This window comes from Stutzerimonas stutzeri (genome assembly GCF_024448935.1).
Taxonomy (GTDB): Bacteria; Pseudomonadota; Gammaproteobacteria; order Pseudomonadales; family Pseudomonadaceae; genus Stutzerimonas; species Stutzerimonas stutzeri_AO.
This window is the reverse complement of the sequence record NZ_JAMOIE010000078.1, coordinates 1-24,069: the sequence shown is the minus strand read 5'-3', so window position 1 is coordinate 24,069 and position 24,069 is coordinate 1. Positions and strand designations below refer to the sequence as shown.

The following is a 24,069-nucleotide window of genomic DNA, read 5'->3' as shown; positions in this document are numbered from 1 at the left end:
AGGAGCAATTCATGAGCATACGAACGTACCAGGGCCACACGCCCTCATTGGGCGAGCGGGTCTTCGTCGATCCCAGCGCCGTACTCATCGGTGATATCGAAATCGGCGCGGACAGCTCGGTCTGGCCGCTCACCGTGATCCGCGGCGACATGCACCGCATCCGCATCGGCGCACGCAGCAGCATCCAGGACGGCAGCGTGCTGCACATCACCCACGCCGGCCCGTTCAACCCGGACGGCTTTGCGCTGACCGTCGGCGACGAGGTGACCGTCGGCCACAAGGTCACCCTGCACGGCTGCACCCTGGGCAGCCGCATCCTGGTGGGCATGGGTTCGATCGTCATGGACGGTGCGGTGGTCGAAGACGAGGTGATCATCGGCGCCGGAAGCCTGGTGCCGCCGGGCAAGACCCTCGAAAGCGGTTTCCTCTACGTTGGCAGCCCGGCCAGGCAGGCTCGCCCGCTGACCGACAAGGAGCGCAGCTTTTTCAGCTACAGCGCCGGCAATTACGTGAAGCTGAAGGATCAGCACCTGGCTGAAGGGCTTTGAGCCCCACAGCCTTGAGCTATGACAATGCCGCAATGTGCTGTCGGCCGACCAGCTGGGCCAACGCCCCTATCGCTTCCCTATCCGTCAGGTGGGGTCGCGGCTCCGTTGCCGAAGCCTTGCCAGATGGATGGATGATGCTAGCCGTCCCTGACAGCGTGCCGAGCGCACCAACGCCGCGCTATCGGCGACGCTAGACGCGCCTATTGCGCATGTTTCAGCACCGCATGGAGCAATACGTTGGTTCCCGCCGCAATATGCACCGGGTCGGCCTCTTCGATCTCGTTATGGCTGATGCCGTCCTTGCAGGGCACGAAGATCATCGCGGTGGGCGTGACATCGGCCATGTAGACCGCATCATGGCCGGCGCCGCTGACCACTTCCATGCACGACAATCCCAATTTCTGCGCCGCGTCGCGGACGCTGGCCACACAGGCCGGGTCGAAATGGCTCGGCGGGAAATACACCACCTGCTCCATGGCGATCGTCAGCCGCGCGTCGCCAGCCGCGAGCGTCGCGCAGGCGTCGCGCAGTTCAGCCTCCATGGCGACGAGGTCAGCGTCTTCCAGCGCGCGGAAATCGACGGACAACCGCACCGTGCCAGCGATGGTATTGCGCGAGTTGGGCGAGACCTGCATGAAGCCGACCGTGCCCCGGCCATGGGGCGCATGATTCAAGGCAATGCGGTTGACCTGCTCGACCAGCCGTGCGGCGGCCAGCAGGGCGTCGTGGCGCCGGTCCATCGGTGTCGGCCCGGCATGTCCCTCCATGCCGGTCACGCTGACATCGAACCAGCGCTGCCCAAGCGCTCCCGGCACCACGCCAATGGGGAGGTCGTGAGCCTCCAGCACCGGCCCCTGTTCGATATGCGCCTCGAAATAGGCACCGAACATGCCGCCAGGTACCTCGCCCGGCGGCTGCTCGCCGGCATAGCCAATGCGCGCCAGCTCGTCGCCAACGCTCAGGCCCTCGGTGTCCTGCTGGGCCAGCGCATGCTCCAGACCGAAGGCGCCGGTGAACACGCCGGATCCCATCATCACCGGCACGAAGCGCGAGCCTTCTTCGTTGGTCCAGGCCACCACCTCGATTGGCGCGGCAGTCACGATATTCCGGTCGTTCAGCGTGCGCAGCACTTCCAGACCGGCGAGCACCCCAAAGTTGCCGTCGAACTTGCCGCCGGTGGGTTGAGTGTCGATGTGGCTGCCCATGGCGATGGCACGGCGTGACGGATCGGTGCCGGCGCGGCGGGCGAAGATGTTGCCGATGGCGTCGATGCGGACTGACAGCCCGGCGGCGCGGCACCAGCTGACGAAGAGGTCGCGGCCCTGGCGGTCCAGGTCAGTCAGCGCCAGGCGGCATACACCGCCTTTGGCGGTGCCGCCGATCCCGGCGAGGTCCATCAGCGATTGCCAGAGGCGGTCGGAGTCGATGCTCAAAGTCATGGAGGATCCTCGAAACGGAAAAGGGTCAGGCCAGCAGGCGACGAGCCAGGTCAATCAGCGACTGGTCCGAACCGCGCGGGCCGATCAGCGAAAGGCCCAGCGGTGCGCTGCCGATCTGCATAAGCGGCAGGGATATCTGCGGGCAGCCGGCAAGCCCGGCCAGGCAAAGCATCCGGATCGACTGGTTGCGGTAGGTTTCCAGCCCCTGCTCGTCACTGACGAGCAGCGGCGCGCAGTCGGGCATAGTGGGCATCACCAGCACGCCGTCGCTGCCGAGCAGCGCGTCGAAGCGGCGGCTGAATTCGGTGCGCATCTCCTGGTACGGCGTGACCTGCGCCTCGCTGAGCTGGCTGGACCAGGCGAAGCGTTCCTTCACGCCAGGGCCGAGTTGCACGTCATAGCGACGTAGAAATTCACCCTGACTGCGCCAAGCCTCCAGCCCCTGGATGTGCCGAAAAGCCCAGTACAGTTCATCCACCGGCAGCAGCGCGGCGTCGACCGGCTCGAGCTCCGTGCGGAACGTCTTCTTCAGTTGGCCGAGCACAGCGGTGCTGGCCGCACGGGTGTCGGCAGTGACTTGACCCATGACATCGGTCGCCAGCAGCAGTCGCGGAGACGTCGGCAGCGCTGCACTGTCCGCGCCGAGCAGCACCTCCCCGACCCGGACGAATATATTGACGTCGCGGGCGAACCAGCCGCAGGTGTCGAAACTCGGGGCCAGCGGCATGCAGCCTTCCAGGCTGATGCGGCCATGGGTGGGGCGGATGCCGATCAGCCCGCAATGGCTGGCCGGCGCGCGCACCGAGCCGCCGGTGTCGGTACCCAGGGCAAAGTCACAGAGGCCGTTGGAGACCGCCGAAGCCGAGCCGGAGCTGGAGCCACCGCAAATCCGATCAGGCGCGCCACCGTTGCGCGGCGTGCCGAAGTGGGCGTTCTTGCCGTTCATGGAAAAGGCCAGCTCGTCGGTCAGCGTCTTGCCGGTGAAGTGGGCGCCACTGTCGAGCAGGGTCTGTACCACCGGTGCGGTACTGGTCTTGATGCCGGACCGGGCCAGGGCGTGCGGGTTGCCGCAGCTGGTGGGGTAGCCGGCCAGGTCGAAGATGTCTTTCACGGCGAAAACAAGGTCCGACAGGGGGCCGTCTCCGGAAGCGACTGGCACGTTGGGATAGGGCATGTAGCAGTAAGCGTCAGGGGTCATGGGCGATCTCTCGGGCATGCAGTGTTGTCTCGGCGCAGGCGCAAGCCCGCGCCTGCGGGAATGCTCTGGTTGCTAGCCGGCGCTGCAGCCGGCGGGGTCGGGGCTGGCGATTTGGTCCAGCTGCCAGCAACGCGCGTCATGGCCGGGCCCGACCCGGGTGTCCGGCGGTGGCGCGCCAAGGCAGACGTCGCTGGCATGCGCGCAGCGCTCGGCGAAGGCGCAGCCGCTGGGCAGTTTCGACAGGTCGGGCGGTGCGCCGCCGATGGTTTCAAGTCGCCGGCCCTTCTGCATGGCGCCTTCGGCACGGCTCTTGAGCAGCGCGCGGGTGTAGGGATGACGCGGTCGGGTCAGCAGCTCGGCGGCCGGGCCTTGCTCGACGATCCGTCCCGCATACATCACCGCCATACGGTCGGCGACCTCCGCCGCCGCGCCGATGTCGTGGGTGACAAAGACAATCGACAGACCCAGCTCGCGCTGCAGTTCGCGCAGCAGCAGGAGGATCTGGATCTGCACCGTGGCGTCCAGCGCCGTGGTCGGCTCGTCGGCCAGCAATACCTGTGGTCGACAGGCCAGTGCCAGGGCGATCATGGCCCGCTGGCGCATGCCGCCTGACATCTCGTGGGGGTAAGTGTCCAGGCGCCGCTCCGGGCTCGGGATGCGCACGCGCTCGAACAGTTGCAAGGCACGGGCACGCGCCTCGGCCTTGCTCACCGGCTCGTGGCGGCGGATCGTCTCGACGATCTGCTGGCCCAGCGTGTACACCGGGTCCAGCGCCAACAAGGGCTCCTGAAAGATCATTGCGATGGTCTTGCCGCGCAGCCGCGCCAGGTGTTTCGAACCCATGCCGAGCACGTCCTGCCCGGCCACTTCCAGGCTGCCGCCGTAGCGAGTCGTTCGATCCGAATGCAGGCGCATCATCGCCCGCAGGGTGACGCTCTTGCCGGAGCCGGACTCGCCGATCAGCGCGACCACCTCGCCTTCACCGACGTCGAGATCGACACCGTTGACGGCCTGGATGCGCTTGCCTGGCTGATGGAATTCCACCTGCAAATCATGCAGACGGATCATGCTGTTCGCTTCAGGCATGGGCCACCTCTCGCAGCGGGATTCGCGGGGCTTCGTAACCCGAATCCGCTTCGTATTTCAGGCAGGCCACGCGACGCCCCGGTGCGGCCTCATGATAGGTCGGCGCCACGCTGGCACACACCGCCTGCGCGTCCTGGCAGCGCGTATGAAAGCGGCAGCCGCTCGGGGGATTGATCGGGTTCGGCGGGTCACCGGCCAGTGGCGCCTCCTCGGTCCGCTGCAGCGGATCTGTGGTGGGCATCGAGCGCAGCAGGGCCGCGGTATAGGGGTGCAGCGGGGTTTCGAACAGCGCATCGGCCGGCCCCACCTCCACCACTTCGCCGAGATACATCACCAGTACCCGGTCGCAGAGGTATCGCACCACGTTGAGATCGTGACTGATGAACAGATAGGTAAGCCCGAACGCCTGCTTGAGATCCTGCAGCAGGTTGAGCACCTGGGCTTCCACCGACTTGTCCAGCGCCGAGACCGATTCGTCGAGGATGATCAGCCGTGGCTCCAGCGCCAGCGCTCGGGCGATGTTGACCCGCTGGCGCTGGCCGCCGGACAGTTCGTGCGGGTAGCGACCGGCAAAGCGCGCAGGCTCCAGTCCGACCCGCACCAGCAGGTCATGGGCGCGTTCCAGTGCCTCCTGTTTCGACACGCCATGCACTGTCGGGCCGAAAGCGATCGAGTCCTCGACGGTCATCCGCGGGTTGAGCGAGGAGTAGCTGTCCTGAAACACCATCTGGGTCTGCCGACGGTATTCGCGCAGTGGCAACCCTTGGTTGCCCAGGGTCTGGCCATCGAAGATCAGCTCACCGCTGTCCTGCGCGGTCAATTGCATCAGCAGCCGCGCGGTCGTGGATTTGCCGCAGCCGGACTCGCCGACCACGCCGAGCGTTTCGCCCTTGAGAATATCGAAGCTGACCCCGTCCACCGCGCGCACCGCCAGGCGCTCGCGGCGCAGCCCGAAGCCGGTCTTCTTCAGCGGGAAATGCTTTTTCAGCCCGCGCACGATCAGCAATGGCTGACGCGCCCCGCCGACATCACGCAGTTCGTTTGGTAGCGGATGATGTGAAGGACTCATTGCTTGACCTCCATCGCCGAGCGCAACCCGTCGGCCAACATGTTGAACGACACCGAGGTGATGAAGATCAGCAGTCCCGGCAGCGCCGCGATCCAGGGCTGGGTGTAGATGGCGGTGCGCAAGGTGTTGAGCATCAGCCCCCACTCCGGCTGCGGCGGCTTGACGCCGAGGCCGAGGAAGGACAGCCCGGAGGCGAGAATCATCGACACCGAGATCAGGCTGGTGGCGTAGACGAAGATCGGCCCGATCACGTTGCCGAGCACGTGCTTGCGTACGATCAACAGCGACGAGGCGCCCGAGGCCCGGGCCGCGTCGACGTAGTCGCTGCGCCGAACGCCGGTGGTCACGCTTTCGGCGATCCGCGCAATCTGCGGCACGAACACCACCGTCAGCGACACCAGCGAGTTGCTGATGCCGGCGCCCAGCGCGCCGGACAGGGCGATCGCCAGCAGCACCGAGGGGAAGGCATACAGCACGTCGACGCAGCGCATCACCGCGGTATTGAGCCAGCCCCCGGCATAGCCGGCGAGAATGCCGATGCTGCCGCCGATGACGAAGGCCATGACCACCGGGGCGATGCCCATGAACAGCGACAGCCGCGCGCCGAGCATCAACCGCGAGAGCAGGTCGCGGCCCAGCTCGTCGGAGCCCAGCGGCATGCCCTCGCTGCCGATCGGCTTGAGGCGTTTGAGCATCGAGGTGGCGTAGGGATCGGCCGGCATCAGCCAGGGCGCGAACATCGCGACCAGGATCAGCAGCAGGATGATGGCGGCGGCGATCATCGCCACCGGGTTGCGCAGCAGCCGGCGCAGCACGTTGGCGCCGTGTCCGCGGGAGCGCACCACCGCCGGCCTGTCGAGACGCTCGCCGGTGGAATCGGGAAGCATGGCAGCGGTCATGATCAGCCCCTTTCGATGCGTGGATCGAAGACGGTTTGCAGCACGTCCACCAGCAGGTTGAGCGCCACGAAGAACAGCGCCAGGACCAGGATGGTCCCCTGCAGCAGCGGCAGGTCGCGCTGGAAGATCGCCTGATTGAGCAAGAAGCCGGTCCCCGGCCAGGAGAACACCGTCTCGATGAGGATCGAGCCGCCCAACAGGTAGCCCAGCTGCAGCCCCATCACCGCCAGTGCAGTCGGCGCGCAGTTCTTCACCACATGCTTGAACACGCCCCACTCGCCGAGCCCGCGGGCGCGCAGGCCGACGACGAACTCCTGGGACAGGATGTCTGCTACCAGCGCCCTCACGGTGCGGGCGACGATGCCCATGGGAATGAAGGACATGGTCAGCCCGGGCAGGATCAGGTACTGCATGTGCGCCCAGTCCCAGTGCCAGTCGCCGGAGCCGCCGGGGCCGGCACCGGTGGCCGGCAGCCACATCAGCTGCGCGGAGAAGACGATCACCAGCACCATCCCCAACCAGTAATTCGGCAGGCTGACACCGACCACCGAGACGAACGAGGCCAGGCGGTCGGCCCATGAATTGCGGAAATAGCCCGCCACGAAGCCGAACAGCGAGCCGAAGGTAAAGCCGATCAGGGTCGCCAGCAGAGCGATCATCAGGGTGTTGCCCACCGCCTTGAACACCTCGTCGACCACCGGTCGGCTGGTGGCGATCGAGTTGCCCAGGTCACCGTGCAGGGCGCGCCACAGCCAGTGCGCGAATTGCTCGGGCAGCGGCCGGTCGAAGCCATAAAGCTGCATCATCTGCTGCTGCAGGTCGGCCGAGGCGTCCGCCGGCAGGATCGACACCAGCGGATCGCCCGGCGCGATGTGGACCAGCATGAAGCAGAGGAAGGACACGCCGAGCATGATAGGCAAGGCATAGCCCAGCCGGCGAAACAGATAGCCAAGCATCGCAAAGACCTCTGACAGGGGCGCGGGACAGAACCGCCGCGCCGTGAAGCGAAGGATCAGCCGGGCGGGTTCATTCCATCTTCATGGTGGCGATGTCGATGAACCAGCTCTTGGGCTGCACCACGTTGGTGATCTTCGGCGACAGCGCGCGCGGGCCGACATCATGAGCCACGAACAGGAACGGCGCTTCGTCGACGATATTGGCGTGCAGCTCGCTCAGGGCCTGGTTGCGGGCCTGCTCGTCGAAGGTGGTGCGGGCCTGCTCGACCAGTGCGTCGGTCTTCTCGCTGGTGTAATAGCCCCAGTTGTTGGAGACCGGCGGCAGCGCCTTGCTGCTGACGAAGCGCACCATGGCGAAGAACGGGTCCATGACCGCGGCACTGACGTTGGTCGCATGAGCGCCGTGGGCAGCCGGGTCCTTGGCGCCGAGACGCCAGCTGGAGAACAGGGTGTTCCATTCCAGCACATCGAACTCGACGTCGAAGTGGCAGGCCTTGAGGTTCTGCTGGATGTACTCGTTCATCGGCAGCGGCTGCATCTGACCGGAGCCGGAAGCGGAGGTCTGCACCTTCACCCTGGCCGGATTGGATGCCGAATAGCCGGCCTGCTCCATCAGCTTCTGCCCGGCGGCTACGTCGTAGCGGACCTGGAAGCTCGGGTTGCCGCGCCAGGGATCGCCCGGCTCGACCACGCCGGTGGCCGGCTCCATCATGCCGTTGAGCAGCGCCTTGAGCTCCTCGCGGTTGACGCAGAGGTTGGCCGCCTGGCGAACCGCCTTGTCCTTGAACGGGGAATCCTCCAGCAGCGAGAACTGCCAGGGCCAGAGGTGCGGCTGAAGGTTGGTATAGAGGATGTAGCCGCGGGCCTTGATGGCGTCCACCGAGTCGGGTGCCGGCGCCTCGATCCAGTCCACCTGCCCGGACATCAGCGCCGCGGTGCGGGCACTGGCTTCCGGCAACGGCAGCAGTACCACCCGGTTGATCTGCGGCCGACGTTTCTCGTCCCAGTAGTCACCGTTGGCGACGAGCTCCAGACGTTCGCGGGGCACGAACCTGTCCAGCTCGAACGGGCCGGTGCCGGAGGCATCGGCGGCGAAGGCTGCCCAGGCTTGCTGGCTGCGCTCGGCTGGATCGGTCACTGAGCTTGGCACGGCATCCGCCTTGGCCTGCCAATGGGTCGGCGAGGCCATGAACAAGTTGGTCAGGTTGTAGGGGAGAAAGGAGTCCGGCTCGGAGGTGGTCAGCTCCACGGTGAGCTTATCGATGACACGCGCCGAACGCAGCGTTGGCATACGCGAGGCGGTAGCGCCGATCTGTGAAGGGTCGTATTGCGGCGCATCCTTGTTCAGCACCTTGTCGACGTTCCATACCACTGCCTCGGCGGTGAACGGCGAGCCGTCGTGAAACGTCACCCCGGGGCGCAGCTTGAAGCGCCATTTGGTCTGGTCCTCGGCATCCACCGACCAGGACTCGGCCAGCCCGGGGATCAGTTCACTCGCCTTCTCGCTGGAGCTCAGATCCCATTGGGTCAGCGAGTCGTACAGGGTAATGCCGGTGAAGCGATTGCCCTCGTAGCCCTGATCCGGTTGACCCAGCGTGCGCGGAATGTCGCCTGCGGTCATGCCAATGCGCAGAACCTTTTCCTCGGCCAGCGCAGCCGAGCCACCAAACACCAATGACAATGCCAAGGCCAGGCGGGTGAACGTGGCCAGCGGATGCTTCGATATATGCGTGCTCATCGGAAGACCTCATCAAGCAGGACTGATCATGAGGGATGGATAGCAACGGATGTGCCAATCGATTTTTATGTATCGATAACCGATTCAAAAACTGTTTTATGCGGCCCGTCTTTCGAATGAGTCGCAGACGTGCCACTACCAAGCCAGTAGAAAACGGGTTTCGTCGTGGCTCGCATGGCAGACACGACGCGCTTTATCAGTGCGCCAGCGACTCGGAAATGCTCCGGGCGCATTCCAGCACCAACGGGGCAAGCCGCGAGGTTGCCTCTTCCAGGCTCCAGCGGCTGGTTGGCGGTGACAGGTGCACGGCACCCACCGCCTGGCCGAAACGATCGATAATCGGCGCGGCGATGCCCATGTCGCCAAGGAACAGTTCCTCGCAATTCACTGCGTAGCCCAGCCGCCGGCTGGTCTGCAGGCTGTGCAGGATGTCCTCGACTCGGGTCAGCGTTGTCGGGGTACGCGGTTCCCTTGCCGAAGCTTCGAGGATTCGTCGGGCCTCGTTGTCGCCCAGACAGCCCAGGTAGGCGCGCCCCGAACTGGTGCAATACATGGGAATGCGCATGCCCACCGGCGTCAGGACCGGAATCGACTGTGTGGTCAGGATCTGCGCTACATACAGCATGTGATGGCCCACAGGCTCGGTAAGGCTGGCCGTTTCCCCGCTGGCCTGCGCCAGTTGCGCCAGATAGGGATGTGCCAGGCGCACCAACGCGTGGGACGCCAGATAGTTGAAGCCGAGTTCGACCACCTTGGGTAGCAGACGGAAGCGTCGGCTGCGCTCGTCACGGCCGATATATCCCAGAATTTCCAGGGTATGCACGGCGCGCTGAGCGGAGCCCTTGCTCATGTCCGTAAGCCGAGCCACCTCGCCCAGCGTCAATGTCCTATGGGCCAGATCGAAGGCGTGCAGAACCAGGAGTCCCTTCGCCAACGACTGGTTGAAGAGCGGATCCGCGGCATCCGCGGGTCCATCAATCGATTTTTCAGCGTTATCCGTTGGATTCATCGAGCCTGCTCTAGGACGTTACGAAACGCGCGCAGCCCATGAAGGCAGCCAGTGGAGCATAACCGTGCAACGCATATGGCTAACAACCGCTATAGCCTGGTCGGGCGACAGCAGGCTTGTGCTCACCGTTCAAGGACGAAGATGCCTTCCACTTCGACACTGGTTAAAGGCGCCCACACCGCAACGCCAACTGCGGTTCGCGCATGCTGGCCTGTCTCGCCGAACACCTCTGTGGGCAGGTCTGACGCACCATTGACCACCGAGGGTACGGCATCGAAGCCGGGTGCGGCGAACACCTAGCCATTGGGTTCAGGCAGCCGCCACCCGATCCAGTTCGCCCCCGCAGGCAGCTGAAAGTGCAGCGAGCAGATTCAGGCCACACAGCCGGGCTGCCTGGTCACCGCGAGGGACGTCCTCGGCATGCTGCATCGGCCCGGTGTATACGGGCACGCCCTCCAATGAGCTCGTTTGGCCTGCCAGGTAAACCAGATCACCATAACCACGGCAGGAAAGGTAGCTGGCCTGTGGTTTGGAAAAAGGGGCAATTCGATACCCGGTTCAACAAGCGCGATTCAACAGATGTAGCCATCAGTTGCCTCTAGAGCGTGGCCGACATGTGCGGCCCGGTGGAGATATAGCGAAATCTTCGAGCAAGTCCCATACCACGTGCTTTGCTAAAGTACCGACTTCGATACGCAACCGAAGACGTCCATGCACCACTCCACCATTCTCTTCGACCTCGACGGCACCCTCACCGACCCGCGCGAGGGGATCACCCGCTCGATCCAGCATGCGCTGGCCCAGCTCGGCATCGATGAGCCGGATCTGACCAAGCTCGAGCCCTTCATCGGGCCGCCGCTGCTGCAAGCCTTCATGGAGTTCTACGGCTTTGACGAAGCGCGGGCCTGGGAGGCGGTGGGGCATTACCGCGAGCGGTTCAAGACGCTCGGCCTGTACGAAAACCTGCTGTTCGACGGTGTGCTGGAGATGCTCGAACATTTGCGAGGCCAGGGTCGGACGCTCTATGTCGCGACCTCGAAACCCTCGGTATTCGCCCGCGAGATCGCCCGGCATTTTGCCTTCGATCATCATTTCAAGGTCATCTACGGCAGTGAGCTGGATGGTACCCGCACCAACAAGATCGAGCTGATTGCCCACCTGATCGCCGAAGAACGGCTCGATCCCGAGCACACGCTGATGATCGGCGACCGCAAGCACGACCTGATCGGCGCACACCGCAACGGCTTGCAGGCGGTCGGCGTGGGCTACGGCTTCGGCAGCCACGCCGAGCTGATGGCCGAGTCGCCGGCCTACTACTACGCGACCCTGCCAGCGCTGCGGGCTGCGTTCAGCTAGGGCCGGATGCGCAGGAGGGATCGGTCCAGAGAAGCCATGTCAGGCGATCAGGCCGTTGAAAAAAGCAGGCGAGCCAGGCAAGACGAGCGGAAACAGCCAATGGGCGAACCGGGCTCGTGAACGCGTCTAGCTGCGCTGTTAAGGCGGTCGAGCAGGCTGCTCAGGGTGGCAGCCAGGTCAAGGAAGAGCGTGCGCCGGCTCCCGTACCACTCAAGCCTGTCGCCCCGCCAAGGCCAGTGGTCGAAATCGCGGCCACCAGCATCTTCAACAAGCTGGGAAATGGCCTCTACCTGGAAAGCCAGGGCGATGTGGAACGCTTCGTCGCCGCGCTGAAGGCCGAGCTGGAGGCAGCTATCCAGCAGGAGAAACGCATCCGCATCCGCTGATGCGCTCGACCAGCATGAAATTGGACGGAGCCATATCATGCAAATAGACGGATATCTATCAGGCAATTGGTCGGTAGGTTATGATGCAGTTGGACGGAGGGGGCAGCGCTCTGCCGGCCCTCAACTCATTATCCCCACCAGGTAGCCCCGTGACCACCCCACATCACCCGCGATACCTGCGGCAGCAGGTATTGGATGCCTTGAACGACACCCCGGTCGTCTGCATCCTTGGGCCGCGACAGGTCGGCAAGACCACCTTGGCCCGCCTGCTGCAGCCGGAGCGTACCTATGTCTCCTTCGACGACGCCACGCTGCTTGCGGCCGCCCGCTATGACCCGGTGGGCTTTGTCGCCGGTCTCCCAGAACAGGTGATCCTCGATGAGGTGCAGCGGGTGCCCGAGCTGTTGCCCGTCATCAAACTGTCGGTAGACAACGACCGGCGCCCCGGGCGCTTCATCCTCACCGGCTCGGCCAACCTGCTGCTGTTGCCCGGCGTGCAGGAGTCATTGGCTGGTCGGATGGAAGTGATCTACCTCAACCCGCTGTCCGAACAGGAAAAGCACCACAGCCGCCACTCCCTGCTCGAATCCCTGCTGTCCGGCCAGCTCAGGCCGGCAATCAGCGGCCTGCAACCGCCCGTTGCCGGAGTGGCCGAGGCTGTGGTGAGGGGCGGTTATCCAGAGCCCAACACGCGGACAGAGTCCCGTGCCCGGCAGTGGTTCCGTCAGTACCTCAACGCCATTATCCAGCGCGACGTGCAAGACATCGCCAACATCCGTGACGGTGATGAGCTGCTGCGCCTGCTGCAGCTCATCGCGCTGCGTACCGGCAACCTGGTCAACGTCAGCAACCTGGCACAGGACATCAGCCTGCAGCGCGACACCATCGGCCGCTACCTGACGGTACTGGAACGCCTGTTCCTGATTCGCACGCTGCCCGCCTGGCATCGCAACGCCGCCAAGCGTCTGATCAAGGCACCGAAAATCCACATCGTCGATTCCGGACTGGGCTGCGCCCTGGCCAACCTGCAAGCCGCCGACTGGCCCCGGCCCGACAATGCCTTTGGCGGCATGCTGGAGAGCTTCGTCGTGCAGCAACTGATCTGCCAGGCCGGCTGGGTCGACAACGAACTGCGCTTCTCCCACTACCGCGACAAGGACCAGCTCGAAGTGGATCTTGTCATCGAACAGGACGACCGCCTGTGGGGCGTGGAAGTGAAAAAGGCCGCTTCCGTGCAGAGCAAGGACGGCCGCGGCTTGGCACGCCTGGCCGAGCAGGCCGGGCCCAGCTGGCAGGGCGGCATCCTGCTTTACACCGGCACCAGCACCCTGCCGCTGGCAGACCTACCCAATGCTTTTGCTGTTCCCATGGACCAGCTGTGGAACAAGGACACCCCATGAACACCAGCCACATCAAAAGCTACGCCCCCAAGGCCCGTACTGCCTTTATCGCCGCAATGACCAAGCGCGCGGCGCTGTTTGGCATTCGCGATCCAGCATCCCGGCCATGCGCATTTCGCCTGTGGAGCAAAAGGGCGATGTGGCCCTGATCGGCGACCGCGCGTTTCCGGCCAGCGTCATTCGCCCGCGCGCCGCATTGGCGATAAAGGTCGAGCAACTGAGCTTTGCCCAGGCTATGGAGCAGGCTGCCTACAGCTGGTTCAACCGCCTGTGCGCCATCCGCTATATGGAACTGCAGGACTACCTCGACCACGGCCGCCGGGTGCTCAGCGCCGCCGATGGCAGCGCGGGCATTCCCGCAAATCCTCGAAGTTGTTTAGAGGTCGAACTGCCGGGCCTCGATAAACAACTGATTACCGAGCTGAAGCTCGACGGCAATAAGGACGAAGAACTCTACCGCGAGCTGCTGCTGGCACAGTGTCAGGCCGACCGCTTGCCTGTACTGGTGCAAGCGCGACAATACTGTTTCGCTTGGAATGATGGCGTTCTGCCTTGATTTTTCAAACCCTTACATTCATTTCCCACGACGATGGTGATAGATGAAGCAGTTCAACGAACTGGCCGGCGAAAAGCCTCAGGGCATTTCTGAAGGATGGTGGCGAGTCTTGCAGATCCTGCGCGTAGTGTTGTCGTTGCCGCTGGTTCTCATAGCGCTTGGCTGTTTTGTAGGTTTAGTGCTGAGTCCGTATCCCTATAGTCGTGAAGAGTTGTTCTTCGCCGTGATAAGCCTTTTGTTTTTAGATGCAGCCATCTTTTTCAAAGGGCCTGCACTCGTTGCGGTGCTACTTAGGCTGAGCGTATGGGTCAGGGCTGGCTTTTCAGAACCGAGTAAGCGGGAACCTTAACGGTGTTCGCAGGCAGAGCAGGATTACACCCGTTCGCCTGATGGAAAAAGACGATGGAGGCATAGTGGTAAGTTCAAGTCTAGAGGCGCATTGGGACCGGCCTCGCAACCAAGGCTGCTCCAAACGACTTGACGCCAACCTAGTGGATTTTTGACGTTCCGTTACCGATCCAGGTCAGCCAGTCGCGCTTCCAGCCAGCTGAACCGGACATGCTCTTGCTCCAGGCGAACGCAGGCCACGTCATCCGCGACGCGGTCGTGTCGAAGGTCGTCATAGAGCAGCGCTTCGGCGTCATCCAGCCGCGACAGCGGCGACAGGCTGCGCTTGTCCGCCGGTTCGGTTCCCCACAGCGCGCGGTGCGCCAACAGCGTGTCGCGATCCATCAGGAACGAGCGCGCCTCGGGCAGATGAGCGCGCAGCCGGTCGAGGATGGCGAAGCCGTGAGTGTCGAGGTCGCCCCAGTAATACAACGAGCGGTCATGCAGCCAGGAAATCTCGGCGAGTCGATCGAGCGCGTAGCCCTGGCCGAACAGCACGGCGCTACCGGACTGCTCGGGAAAGGCCAGGAAGTTGATTTCGTTTTCGGTGACGAAGACTCTGCGCAACGGCAAACGCAGCGCCGCGAGTTGTCCGACCGGCGCCTCCACATCGCTCAGCCCGGCAAGACGCAGCACTGGATCAAGCAGGCGCAGGCGTGCGCGCACGGGCTTGTCACGCAATCCATAGCGACGGTTGAAACCGCGCGCTCCGCGTGCCTCGTGGTCGTTGACGGCCTCGGCCAGCACCAGGTCGAGCAGCTCACTCAGCAGGCCTCGGCGTTGCTCGATGAATTTACTGTCAACGCCGGGGATGTCCAGCTGACGCAGGTATAAGCCGCTTTCGGGCCGTGCGCGGAACCAGCGCAGCACGGTGAGCGCCTTTGCCCAGTCATCGGCGTGCTCCAGCAAGCGCAGCGGTTGGCGCAGCAGCCATTCGCGCAGCTCGGGAAACGCTGCCAGCGTGGTCTCGCTCAGCTCACGGCAACGCTGGGTTTCGCGGCGTTTGCCCAGTCGGCGCAGCGCAGCATCAAGGTCATCGACCCAGACCTCGTCAGGCAGCAGGTTGCGCCCGAGTTGGCGATGGTTGAGCGGCTTCCACACCAACCGGTAGTCGCCTTCGCCTTCCTGCAACTGGCGAATCCACTGGCGCACGACGTCGAACTTCCCGGTCAGATCGGTGCTGCCCGGCTTCTTCAGGCGCAGCCGCAAGGGGAATACCGCCTCGCCTCCGAGCGCGGCACGCAGCAGTACGCCCTGCTCCCACAGGCGCTGCAGTTGCGCGGTGAGGTCGGCGGGCGTGGTCCAGGTCATGTCGGCTCGCCATCCTCAACGCTCCCCTCATCGGAATGCTCCGCCGCTCGGGCTTGCTTCTGCTCGCGGTATTGCTCGATCGTCAGGCTGCGCAGCATTGACTCGCGCCCCTGATCGTTGTGCACGAAGCCGACGTTGGCGACATAGGGCTCGATGATGTGGATCTTCTGCAGCGGCGTGACGATGAGCAACTGCAGGTTCATCTTGCGGAACAGTTCCAGCCCGTAGCGGGCCGATTCGTCCGAGCCGCGGCCGAACGCCTCGTCAATGACCACGAACCGGAAGGAGCGTGACCGGGTGGCGCCCCACTCCAGACCGAAGCGGTACGCCAGGCTTGCCGCCAGCACGGTGTAAGCCAGCTTTTCCTTCTGCCCGCCGGACTTGCCGCCCGAGTCGCTGTAGTGCTCGTGCTCGCTGCCATCCTCGCGCCAGCGTTCCGAGGCGGAAAAGCTGAACCAGTTGCGCACGTCGCAGACCTTGCGGGTCCAACGGCAGTCGGCATCGCTCGAACCTTCCCGCCCTCGAAAGCGCTCGATGATCTGCCGCACCTGCAGGAATTTGCTTTCGGCATAGTGCTCGTCGCCGCTGCCGGACAGGCTGCCCTCGGTGCAGGCGCGCAGATCCTGGCGGAACGCGATGATTTCCCCGTCGCCGGTGCTCTGCGCCTCGAGCTGGATCAGCCGGCCGGGGTTGTAGTCGATCTCGCGCAGCGAACGGTTGATCTCTTCAATGCGCTCGCGGATGTCGTGTTCCTCGCGGCGCAGGTGGCTGTGGAAGTTGGCGATCTCGTTGATGACGTTCTCGTTGAGCATGGCCTTGAAGCGCTGCTCGAACTGCGGCAGACCGTCTTGCCGCAGCGCCTCGAGCATGGTCCGGTAGTCGTCCGCTGCCGCCAGGCTGGCGTCCACCTCGCGGGTTTCCAGCGGGAACTCATCGCGGTAGCCGCTCATCCCCGCGATGATGCTCTCGGTCAACCGATCGATACGCTTGTTCACCGCATCGATGCGCGCCTGCAGCCACTGGCGCATGTCCTGCTCGCGGTTGGCACACGCCTCAACCGTCAGGCTGTGCTCACCCAGCGCCTCGCCGCGCAGTTGCGCAAGCTGCTCGAAGCGGGCCTGCTGCTCTTGCGTTGCTGCGCCGTGCTGAGTCCGTGCCGCGTCACGCAGCGCTTGGGCGTCCTCCTGCTTCTGCTCGGTCCTGGCCTGCTCGCGGTGCTTGTCGTCCAGCTCGTCGCGCAGCCGGCGCAGCTCGGTCTCCAATGCCCGCAACTGCTGCTGAAGCGTGCGTAACTTGTCGGACTCGGCCTCCAGCGTTCGACGCTCCTGCTCCAGCGCGTGGATCTGCGCGTGCAGTGGCTTCCAGTCCAATTCCTCGAAGTGGTCGAACACTGACAACTGTGCGATCAGATTCAGCCGATCGTCGAGCGCGCGCTGCTGCTTCTGCAGCTCGGCCAATTCCGCAGCCAGTTCCCCGATGCGCTGCTGCAGGTCGCCGGCCTGCTTTTCCAGCGCAGCGATCTTCTGTTCGTTACTCCAGCCGAGAACGTACTGGGTGCGGTCGCCGAGCCGACGACGATCGTCCTTCTCGTGACGCTCCTGACCGGCCTTGACCTGGCCGGCCCGGGTGACCGCGCGCTCCTCGCGGCGGAACTGCTCCAGCGAGGCGCAGCAGGCGTAGTCGAAACGCCGCGCCAGCTCGCCTTCGAGCCAGTTGTAGAAGGACGTGTCCGGCTTGATCTGCAGCTTGCGCACCAACGAGTCGGCCTGCAACGAGGGCGGCGCCTGCGGGCGGCGCTCGCGCACGCGGAAATACACCAGCCGCTCGCCCAGGTGGGTCCGCTCGACCCATTGCGCCACCGGCGCGTAGAGCGCATCGGGCACCAACAGCGACAGGCCGAAATTGCGCAGCAGCCGCTCGGCGACGCCTTCCCAGTCGCGCTCTTGCTCACGCACCTGGAGCAACTCGCCGACGAACGGCAGCTCGCTTTCCTCGATCTGCAACGCCTTGCACAGGCGCAGGCGAATATCGAGGATGCGCGCCGGCAGGTTCGAGCGCCGCCCACGCAGCGATGCCAGCTCAGACTCGAGGTGCTCGTGCTGGCGACGCAATTCGTGCAGGGCGACGGCATGTTCGGTCTGGCCGTTCTGCGCCATGTCGCGCTGCGCGCGGCACTGCTCCTGCATTCCAGGCAGCGCCTGGCGGTTGGCGAGGAAAGGCCCGGCCTCCGTGGCCAGTGGCAAGTCCAGCTTGGCCGCAAGGCCGTCATACTGCTCGGCGTTGCGCTGGCGCCGCTGCCGCTCCCCTTCGAGTCGCGCACACTCGGTGTCGATCATCGCCAATCGGTCGCCGCCGTTCTGGGCGATGGCGCGATTAAGCTCGTCGCGCCTGGCCTGGCCCTGTTGCTGCCGATCCTGCAGGGCGCGAACGTGCTCGCGATGGCGGGCAAGCTCCTGGGCCAGGTTATCCAGCCGCTTGTCCAGCAGCTCGGCCTTGAGCCCCGCGAACCAGGGCACCAGCGCGTCGCGGCAGGCGACCAGCGCACCGGCCTCGGCGCGCTCCTGCGCATGGCGCTCGCAGTTATCCACCAGCGGTTGCAACAACTGGATCTGGCGCTTGGCCTTGAGCACTGCCTCGTGGGCACGATTGAGGTCATCGAAATGACGGATCAGCGCCTGGATGCGTTCCTCGACCGCAAACTGTTCCAGCATGTGCTCGCGCACGAAATCGGTGAGGTTGCCGACAGACTTCATCGATACCGTCTGGCTGAACAGCTCCAGCGCCTGCTCGTCGGCAATGCCCAGGCGTCGACGAAAGGCGGCGCCGTATTGCGCGAAGGTGGTTTCCAGCTCGACATGCGGGAGCGCGCGCAGCCGCTTGCGCAGCGCGTTCAGGTCGCTGCCGAAACTGGCGAAATGCTCGGTAATCGACAGCGGGCGGTCGGCCACCACGTAGAAACGCTCGGGTTGCCCGCGCGTGTCGGTGATATAGAAAACCTGCGCCAGGGTGACATGCTGGTCGAAGCCTTCATTATAGAAGTGGCCAAGAATCACCGAGTAGCTGTTGTGGTCGCGCAGGGCCACCGGCTTGGCGTTGAGACCCGCGTCACCGCGCTCGGACTTATAGAAGCCGAGCACGTAGGAGCGTAGCGAGCGCTCCTTGGCCTCCGCGCCGGCGGCCTTGTTGTAGGCGATTTTCTGCGCCGGGACGAGCAAGGTGGTGACCGCATCGACCAGCGTCGACTTGCCCGAGCCGATATCGCCGGTAAGCAAGGCATTCTCGCCCGCCAGCGGGAAGCGCCAGACACGCTCGTGAAAGGTGCCCCAGTTGTAGACCTCGAAACCGTGCAGGCGAAAACCGGCGCGTTCGTCGCAGTCGACGAAGTCGAGCAGCGACAGCGACTCGGGGGTGGTCATGTCTCGCCTCCGTCCGGCTGGCCGGCGTATTCCTTCAGCCGCTGGTCGAATTCGTTGAGCCACTGGGCATCGACGAATGCTTTAAGGATTCGCCGCACCTCGTAGAGCCCATCCTCGTTGCCGCGCAGCCGGCGCAAAAAGCCGAGTTCGACCACCCGGGCGATATGTGCGTCGATGCGGTCCACCAGGCGCGCCTCGTTGCTGCCTTCGGGCAGGAACAGGCGCAGCAGGTCGGCCAACTGCTCGCGAGACAGGATCAGCCGCTCGCCACCGCTGGCGTCGGTTTCCGCCAGGCGCTTGCGCAGCAGTGCCAGCAGCAGGCTCACCGGATAGCTGAGCTGTCGGCGCGGAATCAGCCGCGGCAGCGTCTCGGCCTGCTCACTCGGGTGCTGGGTCAGGTAGGCGTAGCCCTCGGCCTCGTCGACCAGCAGCTCCAGGCCGATCATCGCCATGTAGTCGCGCACCGCGATCTGCCGGTCGAGCAGTCGCTGCCAGCACGCCGCGTCATCTTCGCGGTAGGCCACGCCCTTGAGCAGGGCGATCAGCAGCAGTGATTGTTCGGCGTCGTTCATCGATGGCCTCAACGGTTGAAAAGAACCAGCGGTATGCTAGCCCGGCGCTTGCGTCCATTGCCGTCGTGCCAGCGGATCAGTTGCGGCTGGTCGTCATCGAACACTGCGTGCGCATCGGCCGCGGCAAGTTCGAGGTAGGCGACCAGTTCGGCCAGGCCCTGCTCCAGCGGGAATTCTTGCAGCAAATCGCCGAGGCTGACCCGCGGCTGGCCGCGCAGGGCCTGGCGAATCTGTGCCTGCAACCGCACCTTGTCGACCGGGTTCTGCCGGAACAGCGCGTCGGCTTCTGCGGCGTAGGCCTCGCCCTCGAGCAGAATCTGTGCCTGGATGTTCGGTTTTACCGGTGGACTGTAGAGTGGCCGGTCGAGCACCAGATTGAGCCGTGGCGCCGGTTCGTCGAGCCAGGTCGGATCATCCGTTGGCAGCGCATCGCGCAGTCCCAGCGCGCGGGTTTCGATCTGGCGAAGCAGCTGCATGATGCGACGGTCCTCCAGCCAGGCCTGGTCGTCCAGGTAGCGACGCAACTGCTCGGACAAACGCGCCACCGTGCGCTGGGCCGATTCGCCCGCGGCCAGCCAGTCGTAATGCATACGCAGCAGCCGGCGGTCAGGCTCCAGGCTCTGCACCGGTGGCAGCGCGAAGGCTTTTAGCAGCAATTCGGACAACTCTTCCTGGCGCGCCGGCGACATCAGGAACTCCCAGAACGCCCGGAAGCTGCGCCCCTGGTCGGAATCGGAGATGGCATCGCGCTCGCCGAAAATCTGCCCGAGCAGGTCGCCCTTGCCTCCTTCCCAGGTGGCAATGCGCTCGCGCACCTCACGGTCCAGCTCGCGGAAGTTCTGCTCAACCTCGCGAAAGTCCGCCAGCAGGCTGCGGGCACTGCCGCTCACTTCCAGGAACCGTTCCTTGACCCGCGTCGCATCCATCAGCTCGACGTCGCCGGCGCGCAGGCGGGCGATCTCCTCGTCCAGCGCGGCCTTGCGCTTTTCCAGCTCGGCGATGCGCAGCTGCGGGTCGGTCTCGCTGCCTTCGACCATCTGCCTGAGCAGCTCGAAGATCGACAGCAGCCGCGACTCGGTGCCGACGAACTGCCGCTTGCCCAGGCTCTCCAGCCACCCGATGGCCCTCTCCATGGCCGGTGTCAGCTCGAAATGCGCGGCGTCATCGCCCGGTGGATAGAACTTGCGCAACCAGCCGTTGGCGTTGTCCGCCCAATCATCGAGATATGCCGCAGCCGCTTTGGGAAACGCGCCTCCGTTAGCCTGGTTCAGCGCGTAGAGTTGATCGTCAAGCAGCGAAGCCAGGCTGTTGGTGTCGAGGCTGCGTCGGTTGGGGCTGACGAAGGCCGCCTGCAGGAAACTCACGATCAGCGGCGCATTGTCCGCTCGCAGCAACCGCCACGCGGGGTGGTGCTGGCGCAGGGCAGTGAGGTACTGAAAATCCATATGGGGCCGTCTGTGAGTTACACCGCTCCGGTCGTTCAGTCCGGGCCTGACGGGCAATTTTGAATGGCCAAGGGCATATACGCCAGTGGCACTCGCGTCTCCGTAGTCACAGGTCCCGATGAAGATGGATCAGTAAGCGAGCGCAGGTAGTTTGTCAACGGCCTGCTAGCCCGACCGGTCGCGCTCAGGGCCAAAGGTTACCGGCGGCGAGCCGTCGGCGTTGATCTGCTCCACCCGTGCCGGGCGACCTTCCGCGTCGAGCCGGATGCGGCCGATGCCCGAGCCGTTCCACAAGCGTTCGCCGGACCGGCTGCGGCTCGGCAGCCACGGCTGGACTCGCACGCGACGGCGCTTGGTGAACCCGTTCAACGGCGAGCGCGGTGAGTACAACCAGCGGTTGAGGCGATCGAACAGGTCCAGCAGGCGGCGTGGAAATTCGTTCTTCACCCCGCTGCTGGTGATCTGCCAGATCTTCGGCCCTTCCGCCCGGCCACGCACATGCACCTCGTAGGCGAAGGAATAGTGCACATCCCCGGAGAGAACCACGTAGTTGCCCGGCGTGCGGGTGTGGCGAAAGATGTTGAGCATGACCTGGGCAGCACCGCGATGGGCCATCCAGTTTTCCGCATCGACCAGCAGGGACAGCCCGAACCAGCTGAACACGCGCTGCACGGTTTCGATCAGCTTGACCCCGAACATCGGCGCCGGCGAGACGATGACCACCGAGCGATGGTCGAGGATGTGCTGCTGCAGATCGGTGAGCGCCTCCCAATCCATCAGCCCCGAAGGCCGATTCAGGTTGCGCTCGCTGCGCCAGCGGCGGGTGCGGGTGTCGAGCACCACCAGCGCCGGTTCGCTGGCGATGACATAGCCCCAATCACCGCGCTGCAACAGCTCGTCCACCACTTGATCATGCAGCGCGCAGTCGAGCTGGCCGTCCTCGCCGCTTGCCAGCAATGCCTCGACCGTCTGCAACGACGTGACACAGGCATCCGGCACATTGCCCCAGGCCTGGCACAGCAAATAACCCAGCAGCGCATTACCAATGATGCGCCGTGAGAAGGGATGGCCGTAGGCGGTCTCCTCCCAGCGCGCGCTGAGGTTCCAGTCATCGGTGATGTCGTGGTCGTCGAAGATCATCAGCGACGGCAGATGTGCCAGTCCGCGTGCCACCTGCGGCAACCCCTGGCGGAACGCGTCGATGCACGCGGTTTCGCGGGCGTAGCGCTGGGCCATATCCTCGTCCAGCGGCGGCGCCTGTAGCTCGATCAGCGTCCAAGGCACCGGCGACCAGACCAGCAGGTACATGGCCAGGACCTCGCCCAGCGACACCAGATGGTTGTGCGCGCTGGAGGTGGTGAATACCGGTTTCTCGACGCCACCGAAGAAGCGCTCGCGCAGCGCCTCGTTGGACTTGAACGCCGGCAGCAGCTGCTCGCGCTGATAATAGGTGGCCGGGTGCGTCATCAGCTCGTCGCTGTTGGCCACGGTCGCGCCCTCCAGGCATTCGCCGTAGAGCCCGAGCCGGCGGATCAGCGCATGGATGGCGACCAGCATTGGGCCCGCCACATCATCGGCGTACACCTGATCGCCGGTCATCAGCAGCGCGGCCGGCCAGCGCTCGGGCGCGTGGCGTACATCCTTGATCAGCGAATCGACGGTCACCAGCCCATCCGACGACGCGTGATGGGGCTTGCGACAGGAACCGTGCAGCAGATCGTCATAGCGCGAGCGGACGACGAAAGCCGGGCGGTCGCAGCCTTCGTGGATCAGGTGCGGCGCCCATTGAGCGATGCCCTGCTCGACGCCCTGTCCGCTGATCAGCAGGTCGTATTCGATCAGCCGGTCGACCGGCAGCGGCCTATCGCGGTGGACATCAATCAGATGCAGCCAGGCCGAGGTGCCGATGCGCAGACGACGGCAAGCCTCCCCGTCCAACACCAGCGAACGCGACGCGTCACCTTCGGGCTGCAACATCAGGCGCAATGACAGGGGCTCGCGAGCCACCAGCCAGAGCACCAGTCGCCCCGCGTCGAGCCGGCGCAGCATGGGTCCGGCAAGCACGAGGGGAAGGGATGCAGCGGTGTCGGATGGTGCGGAGCTGGGCATGCAACTGCTCAATGGCGGCGGTGGAGCATGAGAGTGTAACGAATGGCGCCGGTTCGCCCTGGATTGTGGTCGGGCTGCTCGGTGATGAGGCTAAGCCCTGGGGTGGATCACGCTTGGCCGGCCCACCGAGCAGTGGCCAGAGGTGGATGAAAAAAGTCATCCACCCTTGTACGGTCGAGCTGCTCGATATGAGGCTCAGCCTTGTGGATCACGCTGTATCGATCCACCGGGCAATGGTCAGGTGGGTAAGAAGAGGTTCCACCGATCTGGGCGCCATCAGGCGCGCCGTTGCGCCTGCTCGCCGATCAGCGCTTGCAGACGCTGGAGGAAGGCCAGCCCCTCCTCCCAGCGATGATGCCCGGACTCCACGTTGATGTGCCCGACACCCGTGAGTACGGTCACTTCGCTGCCCCAGGCCTTACCCATGGCACACGCCCGGTCGGCGCTGGCGGCGGGATCGTTGTCGGACCCGACCAGCACGCTGGGAAATGGCAGCGGCACCAGGGGCAGCGGAGCGAAGTTGCGCAGTGGCTCAGGGCACCCCGGTCGCTCGACATCCGCAGGCGCGACCAATAACACACCCCGAACCCGCCGCAACGCCTCGGGCGACGCCTGCGCCACCCAGTGCGCGACGGTGGGACAGCCGAGGCTGTGGGCGATCAGCAGTACCGGCGCTGATGCCGCGGCAATTCCGCGATCCAGTTCGGTCACCCAGTCGGGACGCTGCGGCTGCATCCAGTCGGCCTGCTCGATACGCCGGCAATTCGGCAGGGCGCGCTGCCAGTGGCTTTGCCAATGATCATCGGGCGAGCCATGCCAACCGGGGACGATCAGACAGTGGAACGCGCCGCGCCGCATAGGATGGCCTCTCGATGGTCGCTGAGCGGCGAGTCTATCGCCCGCGGAATCTGCACCATAAAGAATAAGAATTCATTTACTTATGCATTAAACAATGCACCGGAAGCGCCAGAGCGATGCTGCGCCCAAAAAAGGGCCGGTGTCAAGCCCTTCGTGCAAATCACGCGAGGCTTGAAAGCATATACGGGGCAATAGGTTAGCTCTGTTTCGTGCCGCTTGCAGGGGATGCGGCGTTGTGGGCTGGGAGCCACATGAGAGCCCTGGGAAAGCAAGCCGGGTCGCGCTGTAGCGGTGACGATTGCCAAGGGACGGTGGGCTTATTCGGTCATCA

General features: G+C 64.6%; 21 protein-coding genes. 7 read left to right on the top strand and 14 right to left on the bottom strand.

Annotated features, from left to right (window positions below; genetic code table 11):
• The first annotated feature begins 11 nt into the window (after window positions 1–11).
• On the top strand, window positions 12–548 hold the full coding sequence (locus tag NA637_RS18935) for a gamma carbonic anhydrase family protein (RefSeq protein ID WP_256073882.1): 537 nt from the start codon (window positions 12–14) through the stop codon (window positions 546–548).
• A gap of 200 nt (window positions 549–748) precedes the next feature.
• Here the strand turns inward: NA637_RS18935 and NA637_RS18930 are convergent, their stop codons facing one another.
• The 8 genes from NA637_RS18930 to NA637_RS18895 all read right to left on the bottom strand — a co-directional run bounded on the left by NA637_RS18930 (window position 749) and on the right by NA637_RS18895 (window position 9,942).
• On the bottom strand, window positions 749–1,987 hold the full coding sequence (locus tag NA637_RS18930; protein WP_256073880.1) for a Zn-dependent hydrolase: 1,239 nt from the start codon (window positions 1,985–1,987) through the stop codon (window positions 749–751).
• Window positions 1,988–2,012: 25 nt separating this feature from the next.
• Complete coding sequence (locus NA637_RS18925; RefSeq protein WP_256073878.1) at window positions 2,013–3,185, bottom strand: amidase; 1,173 nt, start codon at window positions 3,183–3,185, stop codon at window positions 2,013–2,015.
• A gap of 72 nt (window positions 3,186–3,257) precedes the next feature.
• Window positions 3,258–4,271, bottom strand: coding sequence for an ABC transporter ATP-binding protein (locus tag NA637_RS18920; RefSeq protein WP_256073876.1), 1,014 nt, complete (start codon window positions 4,269–4,271; stop codon window positions 3,258–3,260).
• The gene (locus NA637_RS18915) at window positions 4,264–5,340 is read right to left on the bottom strand and encodes an ABC transporter ATP-binding protein (protein ID WP_256073874.1); all 1,077 of its coding nucleotides are present in this window, start codon (window positions 5,338–5,340) and stop codon (window positions 4,264–4,266) included. Before NA637_RS18915 ends, NA637_RS18920 begins: the two co-directional genes overlap by 8 nt.
• Window positions 5,337–6,239, bottom strand: a complete 903-nt coding sequence (locus NA637_RS18910; RefSeq protein WP_256073873.1) for an ABC transporter permease — start codon at window positions 6,237–6,239, stop codon at window positions 5,337–5,339. Before NA637_RS18910 ends, NA637_RS18915 begins: the two co-directional genes overlap by 4 nt.
• 2 nt (window positions 6,240–6,241) lie before the next feature.
• Window positions 6,242–7,195: an ABC transporter permease gene (locus NA637_RS18905; protein WP_256073872.1), complete on the bottom strand. Its 954-nt coding sequence runs from the start codon at window positions 7,193–7,195 to the stop codon at window positions 6,242–6,244.
• A 70-nt stretch (window positions 7,196–7,265) separates the two neighbouring features.
• Complete coding sequence (locus tag NA637_RS18900) at window positions 7,266–8,933, bottom strand: ABC transporter substrate-binding protein (protein WP_256073870.1); 1,668 nt, start codon at window positions 8,931–8,933, stop codon at window positions 7,266–7,268.
• A gap of 196 nt (window positions 8,934–9,129) precedes the next feature.
• Window positions 9,130–9,942, bottom strand: coding sequence for an IclR family transcriptional regulator (locus tag NA637_RS18895; RefSeq protein ID WP_256073869.1), 813 nt, complete (start codon window positions 9,940–9,942; stop codon window positions 9,130–9,132).
• A gap of 711 nt (window positions 9,943–10,653) precedes the next feature.
• On the opposite strand from NA637_RS18895, the gene NA637_RS18890 reads away from it, so the two are divergent.
• From NA637_RS18890 to NA637_RS18865, 6 genes are all read left to right on the top strand, one after another.
• Window positions 10,654–11,298: an HAD family hydrolase gene (locus tag NA637_RS18890; protein WP_256073868.1), complete on the top strand. Its 645-nt coding sequence runs from the start codon at window positions 10,654–10,656 to the stop codon at window positions 11,296–11,298.
• Window positions 11,299–11,414: 116 nt separating this feature from the next.
• On the top strand, window positions 11,415–11,684 hold the full coding sequence (locus tag NA637_RS18885) for a hypothetical protein (protein ID WP_256073867.1): 270 nt from the start codon (window positions 11,415–11,417) through the stop codon (window positions 11,682–11,684).
• A 149-nt stretch (window positions 11,685–11,833) separates the two neighbouring features.
• Window positions 11,834–13,084 carry an ATP-binding protein gene (locus NA637_RS18880; protein ID WP_256073866.1) on the top strand — a complete coding sequence of 417 codons (1,251 nt, stop codon included), beginning with the start codon at window positions 11,834–11,836 and terminating at the stop codon, window positions 13,082–13,084.
• Window positions 13,081–13,233: a BREX-1 system adenine-specific DNA-methyltransferase PglX gene (locus tag NA637_RS18875; protein ID WP_256073865.1), complete on the top strand. Its 153-nt coding sequence runs from the start codon at window positions 13,081–13,083 to the stop codon at window positions 13,231–13,233. Before NA637_RS18880 ends, NA637_RS18875 begins: the two co-directional genes overlap by 4 nt.
• Window positions 13,224–13,640 (top strand): BREX-1 system adenine-specific DNA-methyltransferase PglX, encoded by a 417-nt coding sequence (locus NA637_RS18870; protein WP_256073864.1) that lies wholly within the window; start codon window positions 13,224–13,226, stop codon window positions 13,638–13,640. Before NA637_RS18875 ends, NA637_RS18870 begins: the two co-directional genes overlap by 10 nt.
• A 43-nt stretch (window positions 13,641–13,683) precedes the next feature.
• Window positions 13,684–13,989 (top strand): hypothetical protein, encoded by a 306-nt coding sequence (locus tag NA637_RS18865; RefSeq protein WP_256073863.1) that lies wholly within the window; start codon window positions 13,684–13,686, stop codon window positions 13,987–13,989.
• Between the two features lie 161 nt (window positions 13,990–14,150).
• On the opposite strand, the gene NA637_RS18860 is transcribed toward NA637_RS18865, so the two are convergent.
• The 6 genes from NA637_RS18860 to NA637_RS18835 form a co-directional block, all read right to left on the bottom strand.
• Entirely contained in the window at window positions 14,151–15,338 is a 1,188-nt protein-coding gene (locus tag NA637_RS18860) for a DUF3322 domain-containing protein (RefSeq protein WP_256073862.1), read from the bottom strand.
• A complete protein-coding gene (locus NA637_RS18855; RefSeq protein WP_256073861.1) occupies window positions 15,335–18,754 on the bottom strand; it encodes an ATP-binding protein in 3,420 nt (1,139 codons plus the stop codon). The genes NA637_RS18860 and NA637_RS18855 overlap by 4 nt, the downstream gene beginning before the upstream one ends.
• The gene (locus NA637_RS18850; RefSeq protein ID WP_256073859.1) at window positions 18,751–19,326 is read right to left on the bottom strand and encodes a DUF4194 domain-containing protein; all 576 of its coding nucleotides are present in this window, start codon (window positions 19,324–19,326) and stop codon (window positions 18,751–18,753) included. Before NA637_RS18850 ends, NA637_RS18855 begins: the two co-directional genes overlap by 4 nt.
• 8 nt (window positions 19,327–19,334) lie before the next feature.
• Window positions 19,335–20,771, bottom strand: a complete 1,437-nt coding sequence (locus NA637_RS18845) for a DUF3375 domain-containing protein (RefSeq protein WP_256073857.1) — start codon at window positions 20,769–20,771, stop codon at window positions 19,335–19,337.
• A 165-nt stretch (window positions 20,772–20,936) separates the two neighbouring features.
• A complete protein-coding gene (locus NA637_RS18840) occupies window positions 20,937–22,880 on the bottom strand; it encodes an alkaline phosphatase D family protein (protein WP_256073856.1) in 1,944 nt (647 codons plus the stop codon).
• A 276-nt stretch (window positions 22,881–23,156) separates the two neighbouring features.
• Complete coding sequence (locus tag NA637_RS18835) at window positions 23,157–23,738, bottom strand: RBBP9/YdeN family alpha/beta hydrolase (protein ID WP_256073855.1); 582 nt, start codon at window positions 23,736–23,738, stop codon at window positions 23,157–23,159.
• Window positions 23,739–24,069 lie beyond the last annotated feature (331 nt).

Coding starts and splice junctions, on each gene's coding strand:
- NA637_RS18935 (WP_256073882.1), top strand. CDS start 12: ATGAGCATACGAACGTACCAGGGCCACACGCCCTCATTGGGCGAGCGG.
- NA637_RS18930 (WP_256073880.1), bottom strand. CDS start 1,987: ATGACTTTGAGCATCGACTCCGACCGCCTCTGGCAATCGCTGATGGAC.
- NA637_RS18925 (WP_256073878.1), bottom strand. CDS start 3,185: ATGACCCCTGACGCTTACTGCTACATGCCCTATCCCAACGTGCCAGTC.
- NA637_RS18920 (WP_256073876.1), bottom strand. CDS start 4,271: ATGCCTGAAGCGAACAGCATGATCCGTCTGCATGATTTGCAGGTGGAA.
- NA637_RS18915 (WP_256073874.1), bottom strand. CDS start 5,340: ATGAGTCCTTCACATCATCCGCTACCAAACGAACTGCGTGATGTCGGC.
- NA637_RS18910 (WP_256073873.1), bottom strand. CDS start 6,239: ATGACCGCTGCCATGCTTCCCGATTCCACCGGCGAGCGTCTCGACAGG.
- NA637_RS18905 (WP_256073872.1), bottom strand. CDS start 7,195: ATGCTTGGCTATCTGTTTCGCCGGCTGGGCTATGCCTTGCCTATCATG.
- NA637_RS18900 (WP_256073870.1), bottom strand. CDS start 8,933: ATGAGCACGCATATATCGAAGCATCCGCTGGCCACGTTCACCCGCCTG.
- NA637_RS18895 (WP_256073869.1), bottom strand. CDS start 9,942: ATGAATCCAACGGATAACGCTGAAAAATCGATTGATGGACCCGCGGAT.
- NA637_RS18890 (WP_256073868.1), top strand. CDS start 10,654: ATGCACCACTCCACCATTCTCTTCGACCTCGACGGCACCCTCACCGAC.
- NA637_RS18875 (WP_256073865.1), top strand. CDS start 13,081: ATGAACACCAGCCACATCAAAAGCTACGCCCCCAAGGCCCGTACTGCC.
- NA637_RS18865 (WP_256073863.1), top strand. CDS start 13,684: ATGAAGCAGTTCAACGAACTGGCCGGCGAAAAGCCTCAGGGCATTTCT.
- NA637_RS18860 (WP_256073862.1), bottom strand. CDS start 15,338: ATGACCTGGACCACGCCCGCCGACCTCACCGCGCAACTGCAGCGCCTG.
- NA637_RS18855 (WP_256073861.1), bottom strand. CDS start 18,754: ATGACCACCCCCGAGTCGCTGTCGCTGCTCGACTTCGTCGACTGCGAC.
- NA637_RS18850 (WP_256073859.1), bottom strand. CDS start 19,326: ATGAACGACGCCGAACAATCACTGCTGCTGATCGCCCTGCTCAAGGGC.
- NA637_RS18845 (WP_256073857.1), bottom strand. CDS start 20,771: ATGGATTTTCAGTACCTCACTGCCCTGCGCCAGCACCACCCCGCGTGG.
- NA637_RS18840 (WP_256073856.1), bottom strand. CDS start 22,880: ATGCCCAGCTCCGCACCATCCGACACCGCTGCATCCCTTCCCCTCGTG.
- NA637_RS18835 (WP_256073855.1), bottom strand. CDS start 23,738: ATGCGGCGCGGCGCGTTCCACTGTCTGATCGTCCCCGGTTGGCATGGC.